The 23,343-nt window shown below is 44.8% G+C and carries 13 protein-coding genes; all 13 read left to right on the top strand.

Annotated elements, in window-relative coordinates:
• Nucleotides 1–71 precede the first annotated feature (71 nt).
• The 13 genes from DSL64_RS13610 (at nt 72) to DSL64_RS13550 (ending at nt 23,335) form a co-directional block, all read left to right on the top strand.
• Nucleotides 72–1,142 (top strand): FecR family protein, encoded by a 1,071-nt coding sequence (locus DSL64_RS13610; RefSeq protein ID WP_115831455.1) that lies wholly within the window; start codon nt 72–74, stop codon nt 1,140–1,142.
• A gap of 169 nt (nt 1,143–1,311) precedes the next feature.
• Entirely contained in the window at nt 1,312–4,800 is a 3,489-nt protein-coding gene (locus tag DSL64_RS13605) for a TonB-dependent receptor (protein ID WP_158547921.1), read from the top strand.
• 30 nt (nt 4,801–4,830) lie between these two features.
• Nucleotides 4,831–6,669, top strand: coding sequence for a RagB/SusD family nutrient uptake outer membrane protein (locus DSL64_RS13600; RefSeq protein WP_115831453.1), 1,839 nt, complete (start codon nt 4,831–4,833; stop codon nt 6,667–6,669).
• Nucleotides 6,670–6,758: 89 nt separating this feature from the next.
• Nucleotides 6,759–8,699, top strand: coding sequence for a glycoside hydrolase family 97 protein (locus DSL64_RS13595; RefSeq protein ID WP_115831452.1), 1,941 nt, complete (start codon nt 6,759–6,761; stop codon nt 8,697–8,699).
• A 60-nt stretch (nt 8,700–8,759) separates the two neighbouring features.
• Nucleotides 8,760–9,956, top strand: coding sequence for a glycoside hydrolase family 88 protein (locus DSL64_RS13590; RefSeq protein WP_115831451.1), 1,197 nt, complete (start codon nt 8,760–8,762; stop codon nt 9,954–9,956).
• A 53-nt stretch (nt 9,957–10,009) separates the two neighbouring features.
• Nucleotides 10,010–12,805 (top strand): endo-acting ulvan lysase-like protein, encoded by a 2,796-nt coding sequence (locus tag DSL64_RS13585; RefSeq protein WP_115831450.1) that lies wholly within the window; start codon nt 10,010–10,012, stop codon nt 12,803–12,805.
• 530 nt (nt 12,806–13,335) lie between these two features.
• The gene (locus DSL64_RS13580; protein ID WP_115831449.1) at nt 13,336–14,013 is read left to right on the top strand and encodes an RNA polymerase sigma factor; all 678 of its coding nucleotides are present in this window, start codon (nt 13,336–13,338) and stop codon (nt 14,011–14,013) included.
• Nucleotides 14,014–14,140: 127 nt separating this feature from the next.
• Entirely contained in the window at nt 14,141–15,193 is a 1,053-nt protein-coding gene (locus DSL64_RS13575) for a FecR family protein (RefSeq protein WP_115831448.1), read from the top strand.
• Nucleotides 15,194–15,197: 4 nt separating this feature from the next.
• The gene (locus DSL64_RS13570; protein ID WP_158547920.1) at nt 15,198–18,599 is read left to right on the top strand and encodes a TonB-dependent receptor; all 3,402 of its coding nucleotides are present in this window, start codon (nt 15,198–15,200) and stop codon (nt 18,597–18,599) included.
• Between the two features lie 80 nt (nt 18,600–18,679).
• Nucleotides 18,680–20,308 (top strand): RagB/SusD family nutrient uptake outer membrane protein, encoded by a 1,629-nt coding sequence (locus DSL64_RS13565; protein ID WP_115831446.1) that lies wholly within the window; start codon nt 18,680–18,682, stop codon nt 20,306–20,308.
• 77 nt (nt 20,309–20,385) lie between these two features.
• Nucleotides 20,386–20,886: a TlpA family protein disulfide reductase gene (locus DSL64_RS13560; protein WP_115831445.1), complete on the top strand. Its 501-nt coding sequence runs from the start codon at nt 20,386–20,388 to the stop codon at nt 20,884–20,886.
• A complete protein-coding gene (locus DSL64_RS13555; RefSeq protein ID WP_115831444.1) occupies nt 20,883–22,457 on the top strand; it encodes a DUF6029 family protein in 1,575 nt (524 codons plus the stop codon). The genes DSL64_RS13560 and DSL64_RS13555 overlap by 4 nt, the downstream gene beginning before the upstream one ends.
• 20 nt (nt 22,458–22,477) lie before the next feature.
• Nucleotides 22,478–23,335 carry an Omp28-related outer membrane protein gene (locus tag DSL64_RS13550; protein WP_158547919.1) on the top strand — a complete coding sequence of 286 codons (858 nt, stop codon included), beginning with the start codon at nt 22,478–22,480 and terminating at the stop codon, nt 23,333–23,335.
• Nucleotides 23,336–23,343: the final 8 nt, after the last annotated feature.

The raw sequence follows: 23,343 nt of genomic DNA, 5'->3' as shown, positions 1-23,343 counted from the left end.
AACTATTTGCGGTGATTGCGGCAGTGAGGGTACTTATCTACAGTGCTTAAAAAAGACACAACTACCGCGATATGAATAAGCAAAGAAGAGGCTTTCTTGGACTGTTGGAAAGATATATCAACGGCTCGGCGAGCAGCGAAGAAAAGGAAGTGATGGATGTTTGGTATAACGCACTGGACAAAGACACTCCAAAAGAAAAAAGTACTGAGGCCAGACAGGAACTGGAGAGTAAAATATGGGAACAAATTCAGGCTAAAAAGCAGTCTGAAAGACAAGAAACAATTGTTTTGGACAGCAAATGGTGGAATATGCCGTTTCTTAAACTTGCTTCTGCAGCTTCGGTTCTTTTTGTTTTGGGCTTTCTCTATTTTTTCTCAGACAGCCGCAAATCAACAGACAAGTTCACTAACATTACCTCGGGTGAGCTGGCTCTTCTGTCCCGACTAAGTAATTCGGGGTCTTCAAAACAGGTCATCAGACTGGCAGACGGAAGCCATGTTACATTGAATGCAGGCGCTACTTTATACTACCCCAAAAACTTTGACACCGACAAGCGGGTGGTTTATCTTGAAGGGGACGGATATTTCGATATCCGGAAAAATCCTTCAAAACCATTTCTGGTATATACTGCGGGTATTGTTACCAAAGTGCTCGGCACAAGTTTCACGATCAACAGCAGTGGAAAATCAGGTAATGTCGAAGTGGCGGTGATCACAGGCAGGGTGATTGTAGAAAAGGCTGACGGCAGCTCCACTGATTTTAGTAAAACTACCGGTGTATTGCTTACACCTAATAAGAAAGTGACCTTCCTGCACGCCTCGGATCAATACATAACTGGTCTGGTGGATAAGCCTGTCTTGGTCGATCACGCAGCCGAGTTTCAAAAGCCTGACGCTTTTGTTTTTGAAGAGGCGTTGCTGAGCACAGTGGTGGATAAGCTTGAAAAAGCGTATGGCGTGGAGATTGAAATAGAAAACCGATCTATACTGAACTGTCCGATCACTGCTGATCTTTCCGACGAGTCGATGTTTGTAAAGCTCGAAATTATTAATGCACTGCTTGGTACAAAGTCTGATGTAAAGGAAACGTCGGTCGTGCTGAGCGGAGGAGAATGCCCTCCATTTAAATCATCCGTAAACTAACCGTAACAATATGAGGTAAACCCAATTTTACGCTAAAAAACCGGAGATGTTCGAGCATCTCCGGTCTGAATGCAGCCCCAAAACTTGTGCTAACAATGTCGTTCATTTTCTTCAAAATGAAGCAGGGCTTTTTTTGTCAAATCTCTCACGATCCAACAAGAACAAAACAATGAAAAAACGAATACAATTCATAGCGCCGATAGGTACTATTATGAAAGTTTCATTTATACAAATCGTGCTGGCTATCATTGCCGCCACATACACATATGGACACGTAGCCAATGCACAGGAATTACTGATGCAGAAAGTGAGTGTGTCTGTAGAACAAAAGGAAATCAGAAGTGTGCTTACCCAGCTCGAAGCCAAGGCGAATGTGAAGTTCGTATATAGTTCAAGGTCACTTCCGGTAAGCCGAAAAGTTTCCTTGTCTGTGGCCAATAAAACGGTATCGGAAGTGCTCGATGAGTTGTTTCTGCCCGACCGTATTACATATAAAATAGTCAAGGAACGTATCGTACTGACCATGGCAGCCAATGCTTCTGTGATTCCCGATCAGCAGGAAAAGAAAAATGTGGAAGTGATAGACAGAACAATTCGTGGAAAAGTTACGGATGAAAAGAAGGAAGCCCTTCCCGGTGTCAACATTGCAATAAAAGGAACAACCCGCGGCGCAATCACTGATGTGGATGGAAACTTTGCCATTGATGCGCCTGATGAGCCGGTTGTACTGGTGTTTTCTTTTGTTGGTTATATACCGCAGGAGATCAGCCCGGGCAACTCCACGCAGTTAAGCGTGTCTTTGCAGGTAGATACAAAAGCACTCAATGAAGTAATTGTGGTAGGGTATGGAGAGAGAAAAAAGGAAACGCTAACCGGCGCAATTACCCAGATCGGAGAAGAAGTATTTAAGGACCGGGCAGTAAGTAATGCCGCCTTATCGCTGCAGGGTGAAGTGCCCGGGCTCACAATCACAAGAACTTCCTCGCGTCCGGGAAATGAAGGTTTGTCCATTCGTCTTCGGGGAGAATCCTCGATCACAGGCGTTGATCCATTGATTATTATTGATGGTATTCCCGTGATAGGGACCTGGGAGCTCAACCAGATTAACCCCAACGATATCGAATCGATGAGTGTGCTCAAAGATGCATCTGCAGCCATTTACGGTGCCCGGGCTGCCGGAGGGGTTATTTTGGTAACAACCAAGAGAGGCAAAGGAGAAAAAATGCAGATCACTTACAATGCTAATGTACGGTTAAATACAATCGGTATCCGCGTGCCCTATGCCAACATGCAGACCTGGGCGCAAATGTATCAGGAAGCTTCTGTACAGGACAGGGTGGATGCTGCAGGCAATCCGGTAGAATGGTTTCCGCAGTGGGGAAAGGAAAATATTGAAAGGATGGCCAACGGGGAATCATTCGAATTTACAAATCCGACAACCCGGATCGTTTCGAAATATGAGAGTAACAATTGGTTTGATGCCTTGTACGGACGGGCAGTATCCCAGCAGCACAATGTGGGACTGAGAGGTTCGAATGCGAAGAGCTCTTACATGTTTTCATTGGGCTTTGCCAACAATAAATCGGTATTAAGACCTGCCTACGATGGTGAGAAGAAGTACAACGCCAGATTCAATTATGACTACCAGATCGCTAAAAATATTAAACTGGAAACGGGTTTGTCTTACGACAGAAGAATGGTAGAAAATCCTAAAAACGGAATCGGTAACGGTTTTTTTGACGCACCTGTGTTTCCTATTTACAATTCACAGGGACAGTATTATGACGATTACGGCCAACGCAATCCTTATGCTATGGTGAAGGAAGGAGGGCGTGTGAATAATGCTGAGGGTATTTTCAGATTGAATACAAGGCTTTCAGCGGAGATTCTGAAAGGATTGAAAATCAGCGGAACGGCAGGGATCGTGCAGCGAAATGGGTGGAAGTCATCGTACAACCGGACCTATCAGCTGTTCAACTGGTTGGGTACACAGGTTAATTCTACCCAATATCCTGATCCTGAAATTGTCGAGAACATAGCTATCACACTTTACCAGAATTATGGTGCATTTGTTGATTACAATAAAGTCATTGGCAATGATCACAACTTTGGGCTGATGGTGGGTACCACCGCTGAATTGAATGAGCTGAAGGAAGTAGAGGCAAAACGAACGAAACTGGAATTTGACGGTCTGACTGATTTGAATACAGCCTCCAACAACATTCAAACCAATAAAGGAGGAGCAAGTCACTGGGGATTGGTTTCCTATGTAGGGCGGTTCAACTACAGCTATAAAGAAAAGTATTTGATTGAGGCTCTCGGGCGCCGTGATGGTTCATCAAAATTCCATCCTGACTACCGCTGGTCTAACTTCTACGGGGTTTCGGCAGGATGGAGGCTTTCAGAAGAGAGCTTTATCAAAAACCTGGGTGTGTTTACAAATCTGAAAGTAAGGGCCAGTTATGGCGAAACCGGTGGTCAGGCCAATATTGGTAACTATGATTATGTTTCTGGCATCAATACAACTGGAACAATGCTTTTCGGGCAGACAGCCGCTCTACAGCAAACGGCTTACCTGTCGGGAATGACAAGTCTTACCAGAACCTGGGAACGCATTATCAATAAAAATGTAGGTCTGGATTTTGGAATTCTGAACAACAAAATCACCGGTAGCTTCGACCTTTTCCAAAAAAGAAATGTGGGTATGCTCATCGATATTACCTATCCGCAGATTCTGGGCGCTACTGCTCCGAAATCCAATAGCGGGGAATTGAAAGTGGATGGTTGGGAGTTTGCAGTGAACTGGCGGGATAAGGCAGGGGAGTTCAGATACAATATCGGATTTCAGCTGAGCGATAATCACAATAAGCTGGTGTCGATGGAAGGTAAGGAAACCTGGACTGCCGGAACTGTTGCACAGCGGCAGGGATATGCGCTGAATTCCATTTTTGTCTACAAAACCGATGGTTATTTCAAAGATCAGGAGGAGGTAAATGCTTACCAGGCCACCTACACCTCTGTGAAAGCAGGAAACTTGTCGGCACATGCTGCTGCTGACAAAAAGCTTCGTCCCGGAGATGTCAAAGTGGTGGATCTGGATGGGAACGGATATATTGATCCTGTAGGCGACGGCACGCCGGGGAGCGGAGATGTTTATTACTACGGCGACAGAAGTCCGCATTATACATTCGGGGTGAATTTGAGCGCCGACTGGAAAGGGTTTGATTTCTCGGCATTTTTCCAGGGTGTAGGTAAGCAATATCTGCTTCGTGAAGGAAACGCCAGAGGCCCTTTCTTCCGCAATTATCTCAATGTAAACTCATCCTATATTGGCAACACCTGGACGCCGGAAAATACAGATGCCGAGTATCCCAGATTGTCATTTGACAATGACCGTAACAACTGGAACTGGCGCTTTAATGATGTGAACGTGCAGAAATTGACCTATGTGCGCCTGAAGTCGCTTGTAGTCGGATATACTCTGCCGAAGGCATTCAGCAATAAGATTAAAACTGAAAGAATTCGCTTCTATTTCTCTGGTAATGATCTGTTTGAGTTCACCTCAGTGAAAGACGGTTTCGATCCTGAACAAGGCCCGGGCGACAGCACCTATCCGTTCATCCGAACATGGTCACTGGGTCTTGATCTGACGTTCTGATTCGTTTCAAACTTTAATTCGCTAGAAAACATGAAAACAAGAGTACATATATTATCCGCCGCCACTTCCCTGTTTTTAATACTCACATCCTGTGAAGATAAATTTTTAAATCTGGATCCGTTGGATCAGGCTACGGAAGCGATCTACTTTAAAACACCTTCTCATTTCAAGGCCGCTGCCAACGATTTCTACAATAAAATGGTCGGAATCAAAAAGATTGATGACAGCAGTTTTTTTGATATTGTAGATGGAGGCTCGGATTTATCCTCCAGTGGAAATGACCTGGGACGTGGTACGAACGGCCAGCCAGCTACTGACATATACTGGCGTAATGCTTACAAGTACATCCGCTCCAACAACTATCTGATTCAAAAGGGAGAGGAGTATGCAGGAGATAAAGCAGAAATCAAGTCCTACGTGGCCGAAGCCCATTTTTTCAGGGCCTGGCACCACTTTTTTCTGCTCAAAAGATATGGTGGAATTCCTATTTCAACTACTGTGGCCGATGTCAATGATCCTTTGCTGACGGCAGCAAGAAACAGCCGGTATGAAGTGGTGGCGCAAATATTGAAAGATCTGGCGATTGCCATTGATGGTCTGCCGGCGGAGGCAAATATTGCAGTAGCCGACAAAGGGCATTTGAGCAGGCAGGCGGCACAGTCATTCAAAGCGAGGGTATTGCTCTATGAGGCGACCTGGGAGAAGTATGTGAAGGAAACGACTGATTTTGAGTCCGGCCAGAAGAAATCAGATCAGGTTACTGCCTACCTGACCGAAGCTGCCAGTCTTGCCAAAGAAGTATTCTCTGACGGTACTTTTCAGCTTTGGAATGAGGTGGATTCTTTGAGTTACTATTACCTTTTTGTTCTGGAAGATGCCAAGTCAAATCCGAAGGGACTTACCAAGGCTAGCAACAAAGAGTTTATTTTTAAAAGTATGTACGACAAGGATTTGAACCGTGCTGCGCTGAATATTAGTCATAGTGGTGGTGGTATTGGTCCGAACCGAAAGTTGATGGATATGTACCTGTGCAGTGATGGGCTGCCTTACACACATTCACCATTGGCAAAAGGGTATAATAAGATGACCGACGAATTTGAAAACAGAGATGCCCGCCTGAAAAGTATTATCAAAAAACCAGGTGTAAAATACTGGGGCTGGGGAGCTGGTGTGAATGGAGGAGGAGCGGACTATGCCAAGGCCAACTATACCACTTTATTCAATTTTCCGGCTACGATTCCGGCCTACTATCCTGATCTGGCTATAAACTCGACCAACTCGTATGCCAACCGGAAGTGGGTGACTGAAAATCCGGGAAGGGAAACAGAGCAGGAATCTTATGATTATCCCCAGATCCGTCTGGCGGAGGTGTACCTGATTTATGCCGAAGCGATTTGCGAATTGGGTGGTGGTAAAATCTCTGATGCGGATCTGAATTTATCCATCAATCAGATCCGAAAACGAGCTTATGTAGCGCCGCTCACCAATGCGCTGATTGCACCGTATAGCGATTTGAGTTTGCTTGGCGAAATCCGCAGAGAAAGAGCTTTGGAGCTGCTGGGAGAGAATAGCCGTTACGATGATTTAAAGCGCTGGGCAATTGCCGAGCAGGAGTTGAACAAACCTCTTCTGGGCCACGTAGTGCAAACAAAAAATGGTACACCTACAGAGTATGCCACCTTTAAAAACGCAGCCGGCAAGAATATTTATGATCCTGCCAAGTACCCCAACGGCGTAGATGCTGCAACAGGTGCGCTGATTATGGATCCGGCTTCGAACCGTAAATTTTCCCGTAAAAACTACTTGTTGCCCATCCCGACAGACCAGAAACTACTGAATCCGAATCTGGTTCAGAATCCGGGTTGGTAAAATCCGATGGGAGGTTGTTCAATCCCTCAGGCTTCATCGTATCCCGAGGGATTGGACAAATGTAAAATTTTGTATATCAGTCATTCTTAATGAAAAATTATCAGTCTTTCTTACTCGTTTTTCTTATTCTTCTGGCCGTAAAATCGCAAGGCCAGCCTGTTCGGGAGCTCCTACAATCTCCTGACGGAAATTTTAAGATTCAGGTTGTTCAGAAAAAGCTTAAATCCGGTACAAAGCAGCTTTATTATCAGGTCAGCTATAAAAACAAACCCATCATACTTGAATCGGAACTTGGGGTGCTGATCGAGAATAACCTGTTTGAATCGGCTCTTGCAATCACCAATGATTCAAGTCAGTATTGGTTTGAAAATCTGAATCTGTCCGGGACCGAGCGCACTTCTCAAAATGAAATCTGGAAACCGGTTTACGGAGAGCGGAGCACAGTAAAGGATCATTACAATGAGATGGTGCTCAAATTTGAAAAGTTTGCTTCCGGTAATGCGGCAACTGCCGGCAACAGCGGTACGGCTTACGACAGACGCAGGAGTTATGAAATGCATTTGATTGTAAGGGCTTACGATTCGGGCGTGGCATTCAAATACTTTTTTCCTGAAAACAAGAATGGTCTGTTTATGCATATTACAGGTGAGCAAACCGCGTTCACCCTACCCGAAGGTAGTAAAGCTTACTATGAGCGCTGGGCGCAGGGACCTTATACGCTTTTGCCTTTGAAAAATTGGCCTGACGAAAGCGAAAGACCGTTGACGCTCACCTTGCCGGGCGGGTTGCATGTGGCTCTTCTGGAAGCGGGGATGGTGGATTATGCGCGCACGAAATTCAGGTTAAGCAAAACAAAAAAGAATACGCTTTTGGCTTCCCTGTATGGCGATGTCGATGCGATCACTCCATTCTCTACACCCTGGCGCGTTGTTATGGCAAGCGAAAAACCCGGAAGATTACTGGAGAATAACGACTTGCTGCTAAACCTGAATCCGGCAAATAAAATCGCAAACACAAGCTGGATTAAACCGGGAAAAGTGATCCGGTCGGGGCTCACAACGAAAGACGCCAAAGCCTGCGTTGACTTTGCTGCCCTTCACAATTTGCAGTATGTGCATTTGGATGCAGGTTGGTACGGTCCTGAAATGAAAGTAGCTTCGGACGCTTCAAAGGTTTCTGCTGAGCGTGATTTGGCCATGCAGGAGCTGATCGCCTATGCAAATGACAAAGGAATAGGTATCATGATTTACGTAAATCAGCGCGCCTTGCTGAACCAGATAGACACACTTTTTCCTCTCTATCAAAAATGGGGGATCAAAGGCGTTAAATTTGGTTTTGTGCAGATCGGCTCGAACCGCTGGACGCACTGGTTGCACGAGGCGGTTAAAAAAGCGGCGGATTACGAGCTGATGGTAGATATTCACGATGAATATCGTCCCACAGGATTCAGCCGTACTTATCCTAATTTGCTTACACAGGAGGGAATTCGCGGCAATGAGGAATTTCCCGATGCCACCCACAATACGATTCTTCCTTTTACGCGTGGGCTTGCCGGCGCGGGCGATTACACAATCTGCTATTTTGACAAGAGACTAAGAAACACCCATGCACATCAACTCGCGCTTGCCGTGGTGATGTACAGTCCGCTTCAATTTTTATTTTGGTATGATAAACCGGCTGCGTACGAAAACGAACCGGAAATTGAATTTTTTGAAAAAGTACCTACTGTTTGGGACACTACACTGGTTACCGATGGTGTAATAGGGCAGTATGTCACTATTGCCCGCAAGTCAGGAGAAGACTGGTTTGTAGGGTCAATTACCAATAATGATGCAAGAACGCTCACGCTGTCACTTGATTTTCTGGAAGAAGGAAAGAAGTATACTGCCTCTGTTTACCACGATGATCCTGCCCTGACGAGCAGAACCCAGGTAGCCATTAAACGGAAAACAGTCGACAACAACCAGACCCTGGAGATGCTCATGCCAGCCAGGGGAGGACAGGCAATATGGTTCACGCCGGTTAAATAACAGCGCCCGCAAAGGGCTATATCTCTCACCACAGCATCACGTCTGTGAATTACTGAAATTATGAAATATCTGTTTGCTGTCATGCTGCTCGCCGGCATGACCGGGAATGTATTTTCTCAAAAAAAGACAAAACTTGACGTAGAGAAGGAGCTGGCCTATTGTGTAGCTCAAACCAGGAAGACATTAGCCGAAAAACATCCTTTCAATCAACTGCCACGCCGTATCATAAAAGCAGATACCAGCTGGAATTATGTGGGCATTGATGATTGGACAAGTGGATTCTGGCCGGGAATGCTTTGGTATGCCTATGAGTATTCGGGCGATGAAACGTTCAGGCAAGCTGCCAGTAGCTACACCAGTGCGCTTTTGCCGGTATTGGATCAAAAAGAGCACGATCATGATCTGGGTTTTATGTTTTACTTGAGTGCAGGAAATGGGTTAAGACTAACGAAAGATCCTGTCTACAAACAGACTTTACTCCGCGCTTCAGATTCGCTTGCCCTGCTGTACAATCCTGAAGTTGGTACAATATTATCGTGGCCACGGATGATTAAAAAGATGGGATGGCCGCATAATACGATTATGGATAACATGATTAATCTGGAAATGCTGTTTTGGGCTGCAAAAAATGGAGGAGGCAAGCAGCTTTATCAAATGGCGGAGAAACACGCTGAAACAACAATGAAGTATCATTTTCGGGCTGACGGCACTTCCTACCATGTAGCCGTTTACGACGACAAGTCCGGGCGATTCATCAAAGGTGTAACACATCAGGGGTATGCAGATAATAGCATGTGGGCGCGCGGACAGGCCTGGGCAATCTACGGGTTTACTATGAGCGCCACAGAAACAGGCCGGGAGGATTTCCTGCGTACCGCTCAGAAGGCGGCAGATGTATACATCAAACGGCTGCCGGGGGATCACATTCCTTATTGGGATTTTGACGATCCGAAAATTCCGAATGCTCCAAAAGATGCCTCTGCAGCGGCCATTGTAGCTTCCGGATTACTGCAGCTGTCTACGCTGGTTCACGACAAAGTCAAAAGCAGGAATTACAGGGAGCAGGCTGAGAAAATGCTTGTTTCACTGGCATCTGCGGACTACAAAAGCGGAAATAAAAACCATGCTTTTCTGATGCATTCTACAGGGCACCATCCAAATGGAACTGAGATCGACGTTTCAATCAACTATGCCGATTACTATTATATAGAAGCGCTGTTAAGATTGAAGAAATTACAAAACGGGCAAAAGATTTAGCTCTGAATGAATCTCAAAACCGGCTATATTCTAACACAGTTGAATCTACATCAATGAGCAAATTTCAGGTATATTTAAACTGGTGGTCATCAGTAAGGTACGTAGCTCGTATTCTCGTACTGAATCTGCTTTGTCTGCAGGCATCGGCTCAGATCAGACTACCCGATAAGTACCCCGCAAAGCGCCCCTATATACAAACAACGGCTGATCCGACAACTCTCGAACGATACCGCAGCAATGTGGATCACTACGTCCGGCAGCATCAGAAAGATGCAGAATGGATGGTTTCTCGGCTGCAGATGTATTGGAAAACAAAGTCTACCGACGTCTTTATCAAGGGCGGCGTTTACGATCATGCAGAGGGAAAAGCGCCGGTGGCTACTGTGCGTTTTCCAGGCGCCAGGGATCACACTACGATTTACGGAAATGTAAAACTGGAGGATCTGCAGCCCTATGAAGATGATCCCAGGGGGGTAAGAATGATCAACAAATCAAAACCGGATCAACCTGTGGAGTGGGCTGATGTATCGAAAACAGGCCGGAATATCGAATCTGTCAATACAAATATTATGCGGATGGCTGCTGAAGCGGGAATGTTGTATTCCCAGACCAAAAATCTGGAATATGTCCGCTTTGCATTTGATTTGTTTGATACCTATATGATGGGTATGTATTATCGCAGCGAGCCTATAGACCTATCGCACGGACATCACCAGACCATCGTTGGTTTATCGACGTTTGAAGTTATTCAGGAAGTGGCAATGCTTGGCCATCTTACTTCTCTGTATGATAATCTACATGGTTATATCTCTGAAAATGCACCGAACAAGCATAAATTGTATACCGAAACATTTAAAAAATGGGCGGATTTACAATCGAAAAACGGAGTTGCTTTTAATAACTGGAATCTGATGCAGGCCAAAAATGTGCTGATGATTGCCAACATTTTAGAGCTTAATCATACTTATCCGGACAAAAAAGGAAAACAGTATTACATCAATCAGGTGATGAACGAGGATTCTGAGAGACAATGGTCGATCAGAAAAGTGATGCAGGAAGGCTACGACCCGGGTACAGGAATCTGGAATGAGAGTGCGGGTTACTCCTCTGGTGTTTTGCATGATTTTACGGGATATATAAACTGGTTTGATCGTAATTTCAATTTTGATCTTTTGCCGCAGTTACCCGTACTGGAAAAAGCAACTTTGGCAGAGGCTGAATATATTTTCCCGAACGGTTATGTTACTGCTTTCGGGGATACGTATTACCATCAGCTCCAGACCAGGTCTGCGGTGCAGCTGATTGAAAATGCGAGAAAAAATGGCAAAACCCGGCAGGAAGATAAATACACCAGGTTCATTAAAACCATCGAACAACATCAAGCCCTGTCAAGAGAGCAGAAAATACCTGTTGATAGTACCTTGAAAGCCTCCGTGAAAGCAGGTAGAATTGAGGACTACGTCAGCCCGGTATTTTCAGCGCCCAACGTAAGTTATTTTGCACAGCGTAATGGTATGGATCCTCAAAGTGGCATGATGGTCGCAATGACCGGTTCTAAGGGAAACCATATGCATGCGAATGGTATCTCCATGGAGATTTATGGGAAAGGGTTGGTTTTGGGTCCTGATGGCGGGATCGGAACAAGTTATTTTCAGCAGGATTATGCAGAGTACTATTCGCAGTTCCCGGCCCATAACACAGTTGCCGTGGATGGTATCTCAGCATATCCGGTCATGAAAAGCAATCACGGTTTTGAGGTATTGTCCTGTTATCCTGCATCGGGTCAGAAAAAACAATATTTCCCGAAGGTAACCTTCGGAGAGCTTTATTTTCTGGAGCCGGAAACACAGTCTGACCAGAAAAGGCTCACAAGCATTATTCGTACCAGCGATTCAACAGGTTACTATCTGGATGTTTTCAGATCTAAACGCAGGGACGGGAAAGATAAAATGCACGATTACTTTTACCACAATCTGGGAGGGCAGCTGGTTTTGTCCGACATTTCCGGCAAACCGCTTGATGTGAAGCCAACGGAGAAACTATCCTTCGCAGGTGGACATTTGTTTGCCTACGATTATTTCTGGGATAAAAGATCTGTTACTACAAATCAGGATTATAATGCCACATTCAAAGTGCAGATCCCGGGAAGGGATGTTGTAACCATGAATCTTTGGATGAAAGGCTCGTCTGAGCGGGAGATTTTTGCGGTGAAGGCTCCTGCATCAAAGGCATTTCGCAGCAATCAGATGATTCCTGACAGCATTGCCCGATTGCCGCTTTCCACCCTTGTTGTCAGACAATATGGTGAAGCATGGAATAAGCCTTTTGTGGCCGTATATGAGCCCGAAACTGGTAGATCGAAACGTTCCGTAACCTCAATCAACACATTTAATCCGGCGAATGTATCGGCTGATTTTGTTGGTCTGGAAGTAAAAAGTAGAGGCGGGATTCAGGATTTTATTTTTTCCTCTTCAGCAGCGGAGCCTGTCAGTTATAACAGGATTGATGTAAAGGCGTCTTTTGCGATTGCCAGGCTGACTGACAAGTATAACATCAACTACCTGTTTCTTGGAAAAGGTGATTATATCAATTGTGGACAGTTCAGGATCAGGGCAGGCGCGCCTGTAACGGCTGTGTTTTATGTTGAGAACAATAATTTTTATTATTTGTCAGATCAGCCCACTGTACTGACGCTACCCGACTATGCTGCTAAAGCGGAGAAATTCTTTTTACGATTTACCCGGGAAGGAAATGAAACGGTGGTGGAGGGAAAAAGAGTTGCAGGCACGCAAAATGTGGAATACAATATGCCCGCGATGGCCCAGACTCAGCTCTTTCTTACAAATTAGGCACGCGTTTTCCTGGATGGGAACGGAAGATGATAGCGTGGATTTTTGTATAAATATTTCTTTTTCAGAAGGTTGTGTTTAATGTTTTTGTCTATACGCAAAGTTGTCGACTAAAATCCGTTTCTTTGCGGCTACAATTGCGCACACATTCTTCACAGGATGATCGTGTTAATTGTGATAGATAGGTATTACTTTAAAGGCATCTACCATGTAGATGCCTTTTCTTTTAGCTTATGGAGGGTAAAGTAATATATGTAAGAAGGTGAGTCAGATGAGTAATCCTACTGCAAGGTACGGCATGAAAACTATCATTACAGCATCACAAGGGCAAAATCATGGTATACCATGAGTGTCTATCAGTAGGTATACTTACCTTTTTGAAATGGTGACATAGGGATAAAATTCTTCAAAAGTTTAACTATACTATTTTTATAGATTAAATAGAATACTAACTTTGGGCAAGTTTATGAGTGGTATTAAGATTAACTCTTCCACCTACCCGTTTTTTACAGTGCTGTCAGTGTTTACCCATGAATGTGAGCTGCGATGATATAAGTTTTACCCATCTTCCTGAATCGGAATCTTTTGCAGGCAGGGCTACACCGCCTTCCTCTTTGACAGATGAACAGATCTGGGCAGAATTCAGGCAGGGAAGTCAGCCTGCTTTTGAGCATATTTACACCAAGTATTTTCCTGTGCTCTATAATTACGGAAGACAGTTTACTGCTGATTCCGAACTTGTAAAGGACATTATTCAGGATCTTTTCATCTACCTGCAACAGAAGAGATCAACATTGAGTGCTGTTTCATCGATTAAGTTTTATTTGTATAAATCGTTTCGCAACAGAATAATCCGTCATCTGAACAGGAATATTTTTGTCACCAACGATTTTACCGTTGAAGGTGGCTTCGATATTGCGTTGAACCATCAGAATCCCGAAGCGGAGATGGACGAAGATTTACTTCAGAGAATGCAACAGGCTCTGCAGACATTGAGTGCGCGTCAGAAGGAAATCATCATGTACTATTACTACGAAGGTTTCAACTATGCACAAATCACCACCATCATGGGTTTTGGTAAGATTGAATACGCGCGTATTCTGATGAGCAGAACGATTCTCAAACTCAGAAAAATGCTGGGAGTTTCGGCTTTCGTTGTCGAGCTTATTCTGGCCGCTGGTATATCCGGTTCTTGTGTAACGGTTTGATTATAAGTGATTGTTGGAGAGTATATCTATTCTTTTGAAAAAAAATAATAAAATTTTTGTGTCCCCTGTATATGTCTTGCGCCGATTGGTCTCTATGAAGTAAACCACCGCAGATGATCCATAAGGAATGGGATACGAAAATTTTACAACAGAAGAGTTTATAGGCGACCAGGATTTTGTTCGTTGGGTGAAAAATCCAACTGCAGAGCTTGATTTATTCTGGGCTGACTGGCTAACACGCAATCCTGAGCAAAAGCAGAAGGTTGCTACTGCCAGAAATATTATACTTTCGGTTCAGTATAAAAACCACTATCAGCCCAATGCCGGCGATATGCAGGCAGTTTGGAGCAAAATCCAGGCGGCTGATTCCGATAGCCAGCTTGCATCTGACACAAGCCGTCAGTTGTGGCCGGTGCTGTTCAGATCAGCGGCAGCATTAGTGCTCATCTCGGTTGCTGCATTGACTAGCTGGCGTTATTTGAATTCAACTAAAATTCCGACCGGGCAAGTAGCTGCAAAACTGATTGAAGTGAAGACTGCCAGAGGTAAAAAGGATCTGTTGGTATTGCCCGACGGAAGCCGGATAACACTCAATGCCGATAGCCGCATCACCTACCAAAGTGATTTTGGTAGCACCCATAGAGATCTTACTTTAGAAGGAGAGGCTTTTTTCGAAGTTCAGCCTGATAAAACCAAACCCTTTCATATTCAGACGGGAAACCTGACAACGACAGTCGTAGGGACTTCCTTTAACATCAATGCGCACAAAGCTGATCCTCAGATTAAAGTCGCTGTAAGTACCGGGATTGTGGAAGTAGCTGCCGACAGGCAAACGCCTCAGGAAAGTATGGTAAGGCTCCGTCCTTCTCAAATGACGATTTTCAGTAAAGCGGAAAAAGAACTGACAGTCAGGTCATTTGATCCTGATCTGGAACTGGCCTGGACTAACGACAGAATAGCACTAAAAAATGCGGATTTCGCACAGATCAAGTCGGTGCTGGAACGCAGGTATGATGTAACCTTTGTTGTCGATAAAGGCCTGGAAGTCAAGGAAGAATTCAATGCCACTTTTGAGAATGTCTCCATTGATAAGATTCTGGATGCACTCAATTATACATCTGAGTTTCACTACAAGCTGGTGAAAGATAAAGTTTTTGTAACCCGGAAAAATGCCAAGTAATCCAATGAAACACTTTTTACACGGAAAATTTTCCGGAATGCTCAATTATTTGCTTTGCGTTGTCATGTTGCAATGCTTTGCCGTATCATTTGCCGTTGCCGGATCTGACCAGGCCCAGCACCTGAGTCTTGAGGAAATCTATATTCAGGTTTCACTTAAAAATATCAGATTAGAGGATGCGCTGATCAAAATTGGTAATCAAACCCAGTTCTCGTTTGCCTATAATGGAGAAACTCTGGATAAAAACAAGATTGTTAACCTGGAATTCAAGAGTGTTTCAGTCGCGACGCTGCTCAGAACACTTTCCAAAGAGGCGGGTCTGCAATTTCAACGGGTTGATTCACAGATTTATATCAGGAAGAAAAGACTATTGGATGCCGCAGTTTCTGAACAGTTTACACAATCAGCTACAGTTGACGTGCATGGTACGATCAGAGACGAACGAGGTGAGGGGCTTCCGGGAGTCAATGTGGTTGTGAAAGGTACCTCTGTCGGAACGGTTTCTGATGCGAATGGCAAATTTCAGTTGCAAATCACTGATCAGAATACAGTACTCGTCATCAGTTCCATTGGTTATCTTACACAGGAGGTTGCTTTGGGAGGACAGCGTTCGGTGACTATTGACCTGAGGCCCGACGTGAAATCGCTGGAAGAGCTGGTTGTGGTTGGGTATGGAGAGCAGAAGCGTAAAGAGCTTACAGGAGCCGTGGTGTCAGTACCTAAGTCGGTGCTGGAAAATAATGTAATGCCAACGCTGGACGGTCTTTTGGGTGGTTCAGTGGCTGGTTTGAGCGCAACGCAAACTTCAGGGCAACCCGGATCAGGCTCGTCGATCCGTATCCGCGGAGGAACATCGGTGAATGCTAAAAACGATCCTTTGTATGTAATCGACGGCTTTATCTTCTATAATGATGCAAGCGCTAACAAGACAGGGCTGGGAGCAATTGAAAGCAGTATAGACCCATTGTCATCAATTAATCCGGCAGATATTGAATCTATCGAAGTACTAAAAGATGTATCAGCTACAGCCATATACGGATCAAGAGGAGCCAATGGAGTAATTATTGTAACCACCAAAAAAGGTAAGCGCGGAGAAACGAATATTAACTACCGTTACACGCTCGGAGTTGGGCAGTCTGCCAGGAAACTGGATCTGATGAATGCCAGTCAATGGGCCAGATTACAGAAGGATTACTTCAATAACAAAGGACGGTATACCGATGAGCAGATCAGCCAGCTCGGCCAGGGTTACAACTGGCAGGATGCGGTGTTGCAGACCGGCCTGAGCCAGAACCATGAGCTATCGATCAGCGGAGGGGATGATAAAACGCGGTATCTGATTTCTGGGAATTTAGTAGATCAGAAAGGGATTGTGATTAATTCAGGTTTTAAGAGAAGTAATGCACGTATCAATCTGGAACGAGATCTGAAACCAAATCTTACGGTCGGATTGTCTACTATTTTTGGAAAAAATACCCAGAGCAGTCTCACAACAACAGAGCCGGTGAATTACAATTCTTCCCCGTTTTCTGCCGGGATTACCAACTCGCTCACATACGCTCTGTTTATACCACCTGTGGTTCCGATACATGCAAGCGGTGGAGGTTACAATTACAGCAACCCTTATGAGTATGCCTATTTTGCACTCGGCACCAAAACTACCAATCCTGTGTCGGATCTGAAAAACAGTGTGGCACAGACGATCAGTAACACTTTGATGGCGAATTTCTTTGCAAGATACCAGATTCTGGAAGGTCTGATAGCCAAAGTGAGTGTGGGAACAAGTGTGAATAACGCGACGCAGAACTTCTTTGCGCCTTCGTATACATCATTGGGTCTGGCTGAAAAGGGAGTAGGAGCAGTAGGTAACAAACGCAATGAAGTGTTGCAGACTGAATACACACTGGGTTATACCAAAAAGCTGAACGACAATCATTTTATTGATGTGCTGGCCGGCTATACATATCAGCAAACGCAACTGGGTTATGCAACCACGATCGCATCACGTTTCACCAACGAGGATCTGAAACACAATAACCTGGCCGACGGAGCCGTGCGTTACCCACCTGTTACAGGCTCTTCCAAAGCCCGGTTAAATTCATTGATTGGCCGTGTAAATTATACACTGAAGCAGAAATACAATCTGACAGCAACGATTCGGGCCGATAATTCATCCAGGTTTGCAGAGAAATACCGTTGGGGCTATTTCCCGTCGATAGGTCTGTCGTGGAATGTGGATGAAGAGGAGTTTCTGAAAAATCAGAATCAGCTGACTTCCTTAAAACTGAGAGCATCAACCGGCCTTGTGGGTAACCAGGAAATTGGTGACTATGAGTTTGCTCAGACTTATACATCCGGACAGTATAATGGAAGTGCTTCGTATTCGAAGAATAACCTGGGCAACCCTAATCTGAGATGGGAAACAACCATGCAGCACAACCTGGGTGTGGATGCTTCATTCTTCTCGAACCGGCTTGGTCTGGTAGCAGATATATACTATAAAAAAACCTCAGATCTGCTGTTGAACGTACCTGTGAACTCTTCGCAGGGGGTGATTGAGCAGCTGGTGAATGTGGGTCATGTTACTAACAAAGGTGTCGAGTTGGGTATCACTGCCACATTGATCCAGGGATCAGGATTTAACTGGGCTGTGGCGGCTAACATTGCCCGTAACATCAACACGATTACTGACATGGGAACAACCAAGCAGTTGCAGCAGGGTAACAGTTCTCAGCAGATCCTGCGTGTAAATAATCCGCTGGGCTCTTATTACGGGTTGATTTTTGAAGGCATCGTGCAAACCGGTGACAATGTAGCTGAGCTGCCGAAAGTGGGAGGATCCACACCAAGTCCGGGGGATCTCAAATTTGCAGATATCAGTGGTTCAAACGGCGAAAAAGATGGAGTGGTTGATTCCTACGACAGAACGATTATCGGTAACTCCCAGCCGGATTTTACCTATGGTTTGTCAACAACGCTTACTTACAAAAACTTTGATCTGTTCGCTTTATTTCAGGGATCGCAGGGAGCACAGCTCTTTAACGGGCTCAGACGTACATTGGAACAACCAAATGACAGCTATAACGTGCTGACTTCGGTTTTAGACAGCTGGACTGAATCGAACCCTTCCAATTATCTGCCACGCATTACAGGAACACGTCCATTTGCATACATAGACAGCCGTTATGTGGAGAATGCATCTTATCTGAAAATGAAAAACCTGACGCTGGGTTACAACATCAAACTTAAAGGAGGACAATTGAAAATGCGCGTGTTTGCCTCGGCGAATAATCTGCTTCGCATCACGTCCTATAAGGGATACGATCCTGAAGTTTCCAGCGGACTGGACATTGGTTCTTATCCATCTGCAAGAACATTTCTGGCAGGCGTGGCCATCTCTTTCTAGGAGGTGCCCACGCAGATTTAATCTGTATTATTTAAGTCTATTACATCTATATATTAACAATTAATTATTCCCAAGTGCGTATGAAAAAGTCAATTTTATCAGGAGTTTCAAAAGGGCTGATAGCTCTGGCACTCTTAATCGCAGTCGATGCGTGCAAGAAGCCTCTGGATGACGATCCAATTGTAGTAGGAGAAAGTGTTGTAAAAACAGACGAGGAAGCGTATGCACTGGTCAACGGTGCTCTGGGACCTTACCAGACACTCAGCTCATCGTTTTCATTTCTGGTTGAGTCTTCATCTGAGAACACAGTAAGTTTTGAAGGAGAAGAGAGCGAAGCAGGACCAGAGGTAAGCCGCTTTGAAGTGAAGCCTACGAACTGGTACCCTGTGAAAGTGTATAACCGTCTGTACAAATCGATTGGGATTACCAACGATGCGATCGAAAAGATCAGCGCTTCATCAGCACTTTCTGCAGATGCGAAAAAAGTGAGCGTGGCCAGAGCCAAGTTCCTTCGTGGTTTGTTCTATTCATATCTTGTACAGCTTTTCGGAGAGGTTCCTTTAGTACTGGAGACCGGTAAGGTGGTTACAACCAGAGCGTCGATAAACGATGTATACGCACAGATCGTGAAGGATTTGACTGAGGCAGAAGCCAACCTTCCGGATTATGATTCCAGTCCGATCAATCCTTCAAAAGGATCAGCCAATGCGATTCTTTCACGTGTGTACCTGGTTTGGGGAAATGTGCCGCTTACACAGGATCAGATTGCGGAAAGCGCGAATTTGTCAAGAGACACTGAGCATATTCACATTGAAACCTCCCGTCTTAACAAAGCTGTAGAGCATGCCGATAAAGTGATCAATGGCGGTAAGTATCGCTTGCTTGATAACTTCAACAACATTTTCGGAAAAGGAAATGAAAGCAAGGCACCGGAACATATTTTTACCATTCACCATGATGGAGATGGTATCGATGCACAGGGTAACCACCAGAGTCACTGCTCTTTCACATTTGCTTTTGAACTGGAAAAAGACAACCATATCGGGCCATCGAACCTTGAACGTTATGCGCAATGGGATGCGACTGATAAGCGTCGTGAGTATTCGTATACGACTGTACTGGAAAATCCATTGGAAAACAACAAGAAGTACAGCTTCCTGCCTCCGATCACTTTGCCACGTTATGGGAAATTTATTGACCGTACTTACCCTAACAGTGTGAATCTTTGTATTCAAACCAACGAAATTGACCGTATTGAAATCCGTTATGCAGAGGTTCTTTTGAACAAAGCAGAAGCGCTGGTAGCACTGGGTCGTAATGCAGAAGCGCTGCCTTTGGTTAACCAGTTAAGAACACGTGCATTCGGAAATACAACCAAAAACCTGACGGCCGTAACAGTAAACGATATCCGTAAAGAATGGGCATTAGAGTTTACCTACGAGCAGAAGGACTGGTTTAATGCAGTAAGATGGAAGACTTTGGTGAGCTCAGTGAAGTCAGTAAAAGATTTCGAATACTACGATGATTCTTACGCGGTATCGGGCAAAGTGGGCAAAGACGGCAATACAGTAAGTCCTTTCTTTGCAAAGGTACACAAGCACCTGCATGCGAAGTACAACAACGTAAGAGGTAAACACTACCGTTTCCCTATCCCGACTGGTGAAAAAGGAGAAGATCTTGGGGTAACTCCTCAGAATCCTGGGTATTAATATAATGAAGCCACCCTTTCCGTATCTGAAAGGGTGGCTTTGCCATTCTTTTATCATCAGTATTGAAAGAAATTTTCATGAAACCTGCTATGACGGTCGTATTTACGATCCTGTTTCTTATCATAAATTTCAAGGTTGAAGCACAGAGGGTTTTACCTCAACTAACTGTGAATACGCTCTCCGGGTCAGCTGTGAATACACGTGATTTGTTGAAAGACCAACAACCGGTCGTGATTAGTTTCTGGTCAACCATCTGTAAACCTTGTCTGGAAGAATTGAATGCGATCAGGGATCATTTTGAAGAATGGAAACCAGAAACGCCTTTTAAACTGGTGGCTGTGGCTGTGGACGATAATCGTTTCAGTGCCAAGGTAAGAGCGTTCAGTTCGGCGGGTCGTTGGCCTGCGACCATACTGCTGGACCAGAATCAGGATTTCAAAAGGGCACTTAATGTCAACGCGATTCCGCAACTGTTTCTGTTTGATCAGGCTGGTAATTTGGTATACACACATACAGGCTATGTGCCGGGAAGTGAGCTGCAGCTGCAGAAGGCACTGAAAGATTTGCACAGTAAATGAGAGCTGTTTTATTGAGCTTGCTACTTGTGATCCGGACTATATCCGTGTGCCTGGCTCAGTCAACAGGTAATCTTTCTGGTGGATTTGAATCTAATTCTGTCTATTATATCAATGATAAGGCACCGGATGCAGCAAGTCCTGATGATCGTTTCGGCTCTAACAACTTTCTCAAACTGGATTATACAAAGGGAAAGTTCAGCGCAGGTGTAGTTTACGAAGCATATCTGCCGGTTTTGCAGGGACTTCCTTCCGAGCTGAGCGGTCAGAAGATTACATTTAAATATGCCTCTTTTCAGGATGAGAAGCTGACAGTTACGGTAGGAGATTTTTATGAACAGTTTGGAAGCGGTTTGGCTTTGCGAGCCTATGAAGAACGGCTTCTGGGTTTGAACAACTCCATTGAAGGAGTGAAAGTAGCTTATCGGTTGAATGATTTTATGCAGCTGAAAGCAGTTTATGGAAGGCCGAGAAAATACCTTCAGAGAGCAGAAAGTCAGCTGAGAGGTTTGAATTATAAACTGGAAGTGTCCCGGCTGTTTGGTTGGAGCAAAAGCGCTGTTTCTGTTGAGGCCAGCTATGTTAATCGGTATGAGCGTTATACAGGTACTTCTGAATCGGTCAATCCAAACGTGAATCTGTTTTCCTTTCAGGGACAATTACAGAGAGGCGCTTTTTCTCTGAAAGGTGAATACGTTTATAAGACCGCAGATCCCGCGATTTATAATGATAACATGCAAAAGGATGGAAGTGCTTTGCTTTTAGAGGCAGGTTGTAACAAAGATCATACAGGAGTGCTGCTTACCGTTCGGCGTTTGGAATATATGGATTTCAGGTCTTCGCGTTCTACAGTAGGACTAACAGAAGTAGCGAATTATACACCAGCACTTACGCGTCAGTATACCTATGCTATTGCTAACCTGAATCCCTATGCGGCGCAAAGTAACGGAGAGGCCGGGGGACAACTTGACTTCTTTCATTTTTTTCCTGAAGGTTCCCTGGCAGGTGGTGAGAGCGGACTCAATTTCTCTGCAAACGGTTCAGCTTATTATAATCTGATGGGAACGGCTGAGACGGGGTTTTCATTTACACAAACCGGTAAGACTTTATTTTACAGGGATCTGAATTTTGACTTAAATAAACAATGGAACTCTAGGCTTAAAACCACTTTGGTTTTTTCAAGCCAGACTTTCAATCCTGAAAGTATAGGTGAAAAAGGGGGAAGCTATCATGCGCAGATTGCTGTGGCTGACATCGTCTACCGTTTTAATCAGAAACGATCGTTGAGAATTGAAGCAGGGCATTTATACAAAAAACAACAAGATAGAAACTGGGCGTCGCTGAACCTGACCTACGAACTGGCTCCTTCATGGAGCTTTTTTACCAGTGATTTATATAACTATGGAGGCAATGGCGTCCACTATTACAATGCAGGAGCCAGTTACTCGCGATCAGCTACACGGGTAGCACTTCAGTACGGGAGAAACCGGGCAGGTTATCAATGCGCTGGCGGTGTGTGCCGGCTTATGCCTGCTTACACAGGTGCAAATCTGTCACTGACCTGCTCTTTTTAACACATCAACATTTGAAAATCATGAAAAAGAAATTGAAATACCTCTGGTGCCTGTCCATATTGATTACGCTGCTGCAGAGCTGCACTTCGGGTGGATCAAAGCTGGATTCGGTAACGCCATCTGGCGAAAATGACGGGATTGTAGCTGGCTTGCCGGGAAAAGATTTTGTGAAGAATGTGCTGATATGGGAATTTACCACAACCGACTGCAAATTTTGTCCTTACATCAAGCGCGACATTCAGCAGGTCCAGCAGCTCAGCGATATTGGCAACCGTATATTTGCGTCGATCATACATGGAAAACTTGTAGAAAATGACCCTTTTAGATTTAGCAAACACAGCGAGCTGGAGCGGCATTTCGGAGTGACGGGTGCTTATCCCAGTACGATTGTGGATCATGACGAAAACTATCGCCAGAGAGGTGCCTATTCAACCCCCAACATTACAAGAGAGTATTTGCAAAAGGCGCTGGACAAGCCTGCCCATGCCGGGCTGAAGCTTGTTTCGGTGATCGATAAGCGTAAAGCAACTCTGCAGGTCAAACTAAGGGCCAATGTGCCGGGTAACTACAAGCTTGCAGTGAGTGTGCTGGAAAGTGGGATGGTGTATCCGCAGTACCTGCCACAGGCGCCGGATATTGACCCGACTTACGTTCACAATCATGTGCTCAGGGCCTACCTGACGGATCTGTACGGTGATGAAACAGGTGAGCTGAAAGCAGGAGATGAGCTTACCAGAACATTTGGTTATACAATCCCGGAAGAGTACAAAACCGATCAGGTCGAATTTTTGGTGTATATACTGAAGGACGGCATCGCAATCAACAGCCGGGTTGTCAAAATAGGAACAACGGTTGACTACCAGTATGTCAGCGAGTAACGACATGG

The sequence above is a fragment of the Dyadobacter luteus genome, from assembly GCF_003383615.1.
In the GTDB taxonomy this organism is placed as follows: Bacteria; Bacteroidota; Bacteroidia; order Cytophagales; family Spirosomataceae; genus Dyadobacter; species Dyadobacter luteus.
Note: the sequence above shows the minus strand (reverse complement) of the source record. Positions and strands in the feature narration are given on the sequence as shown.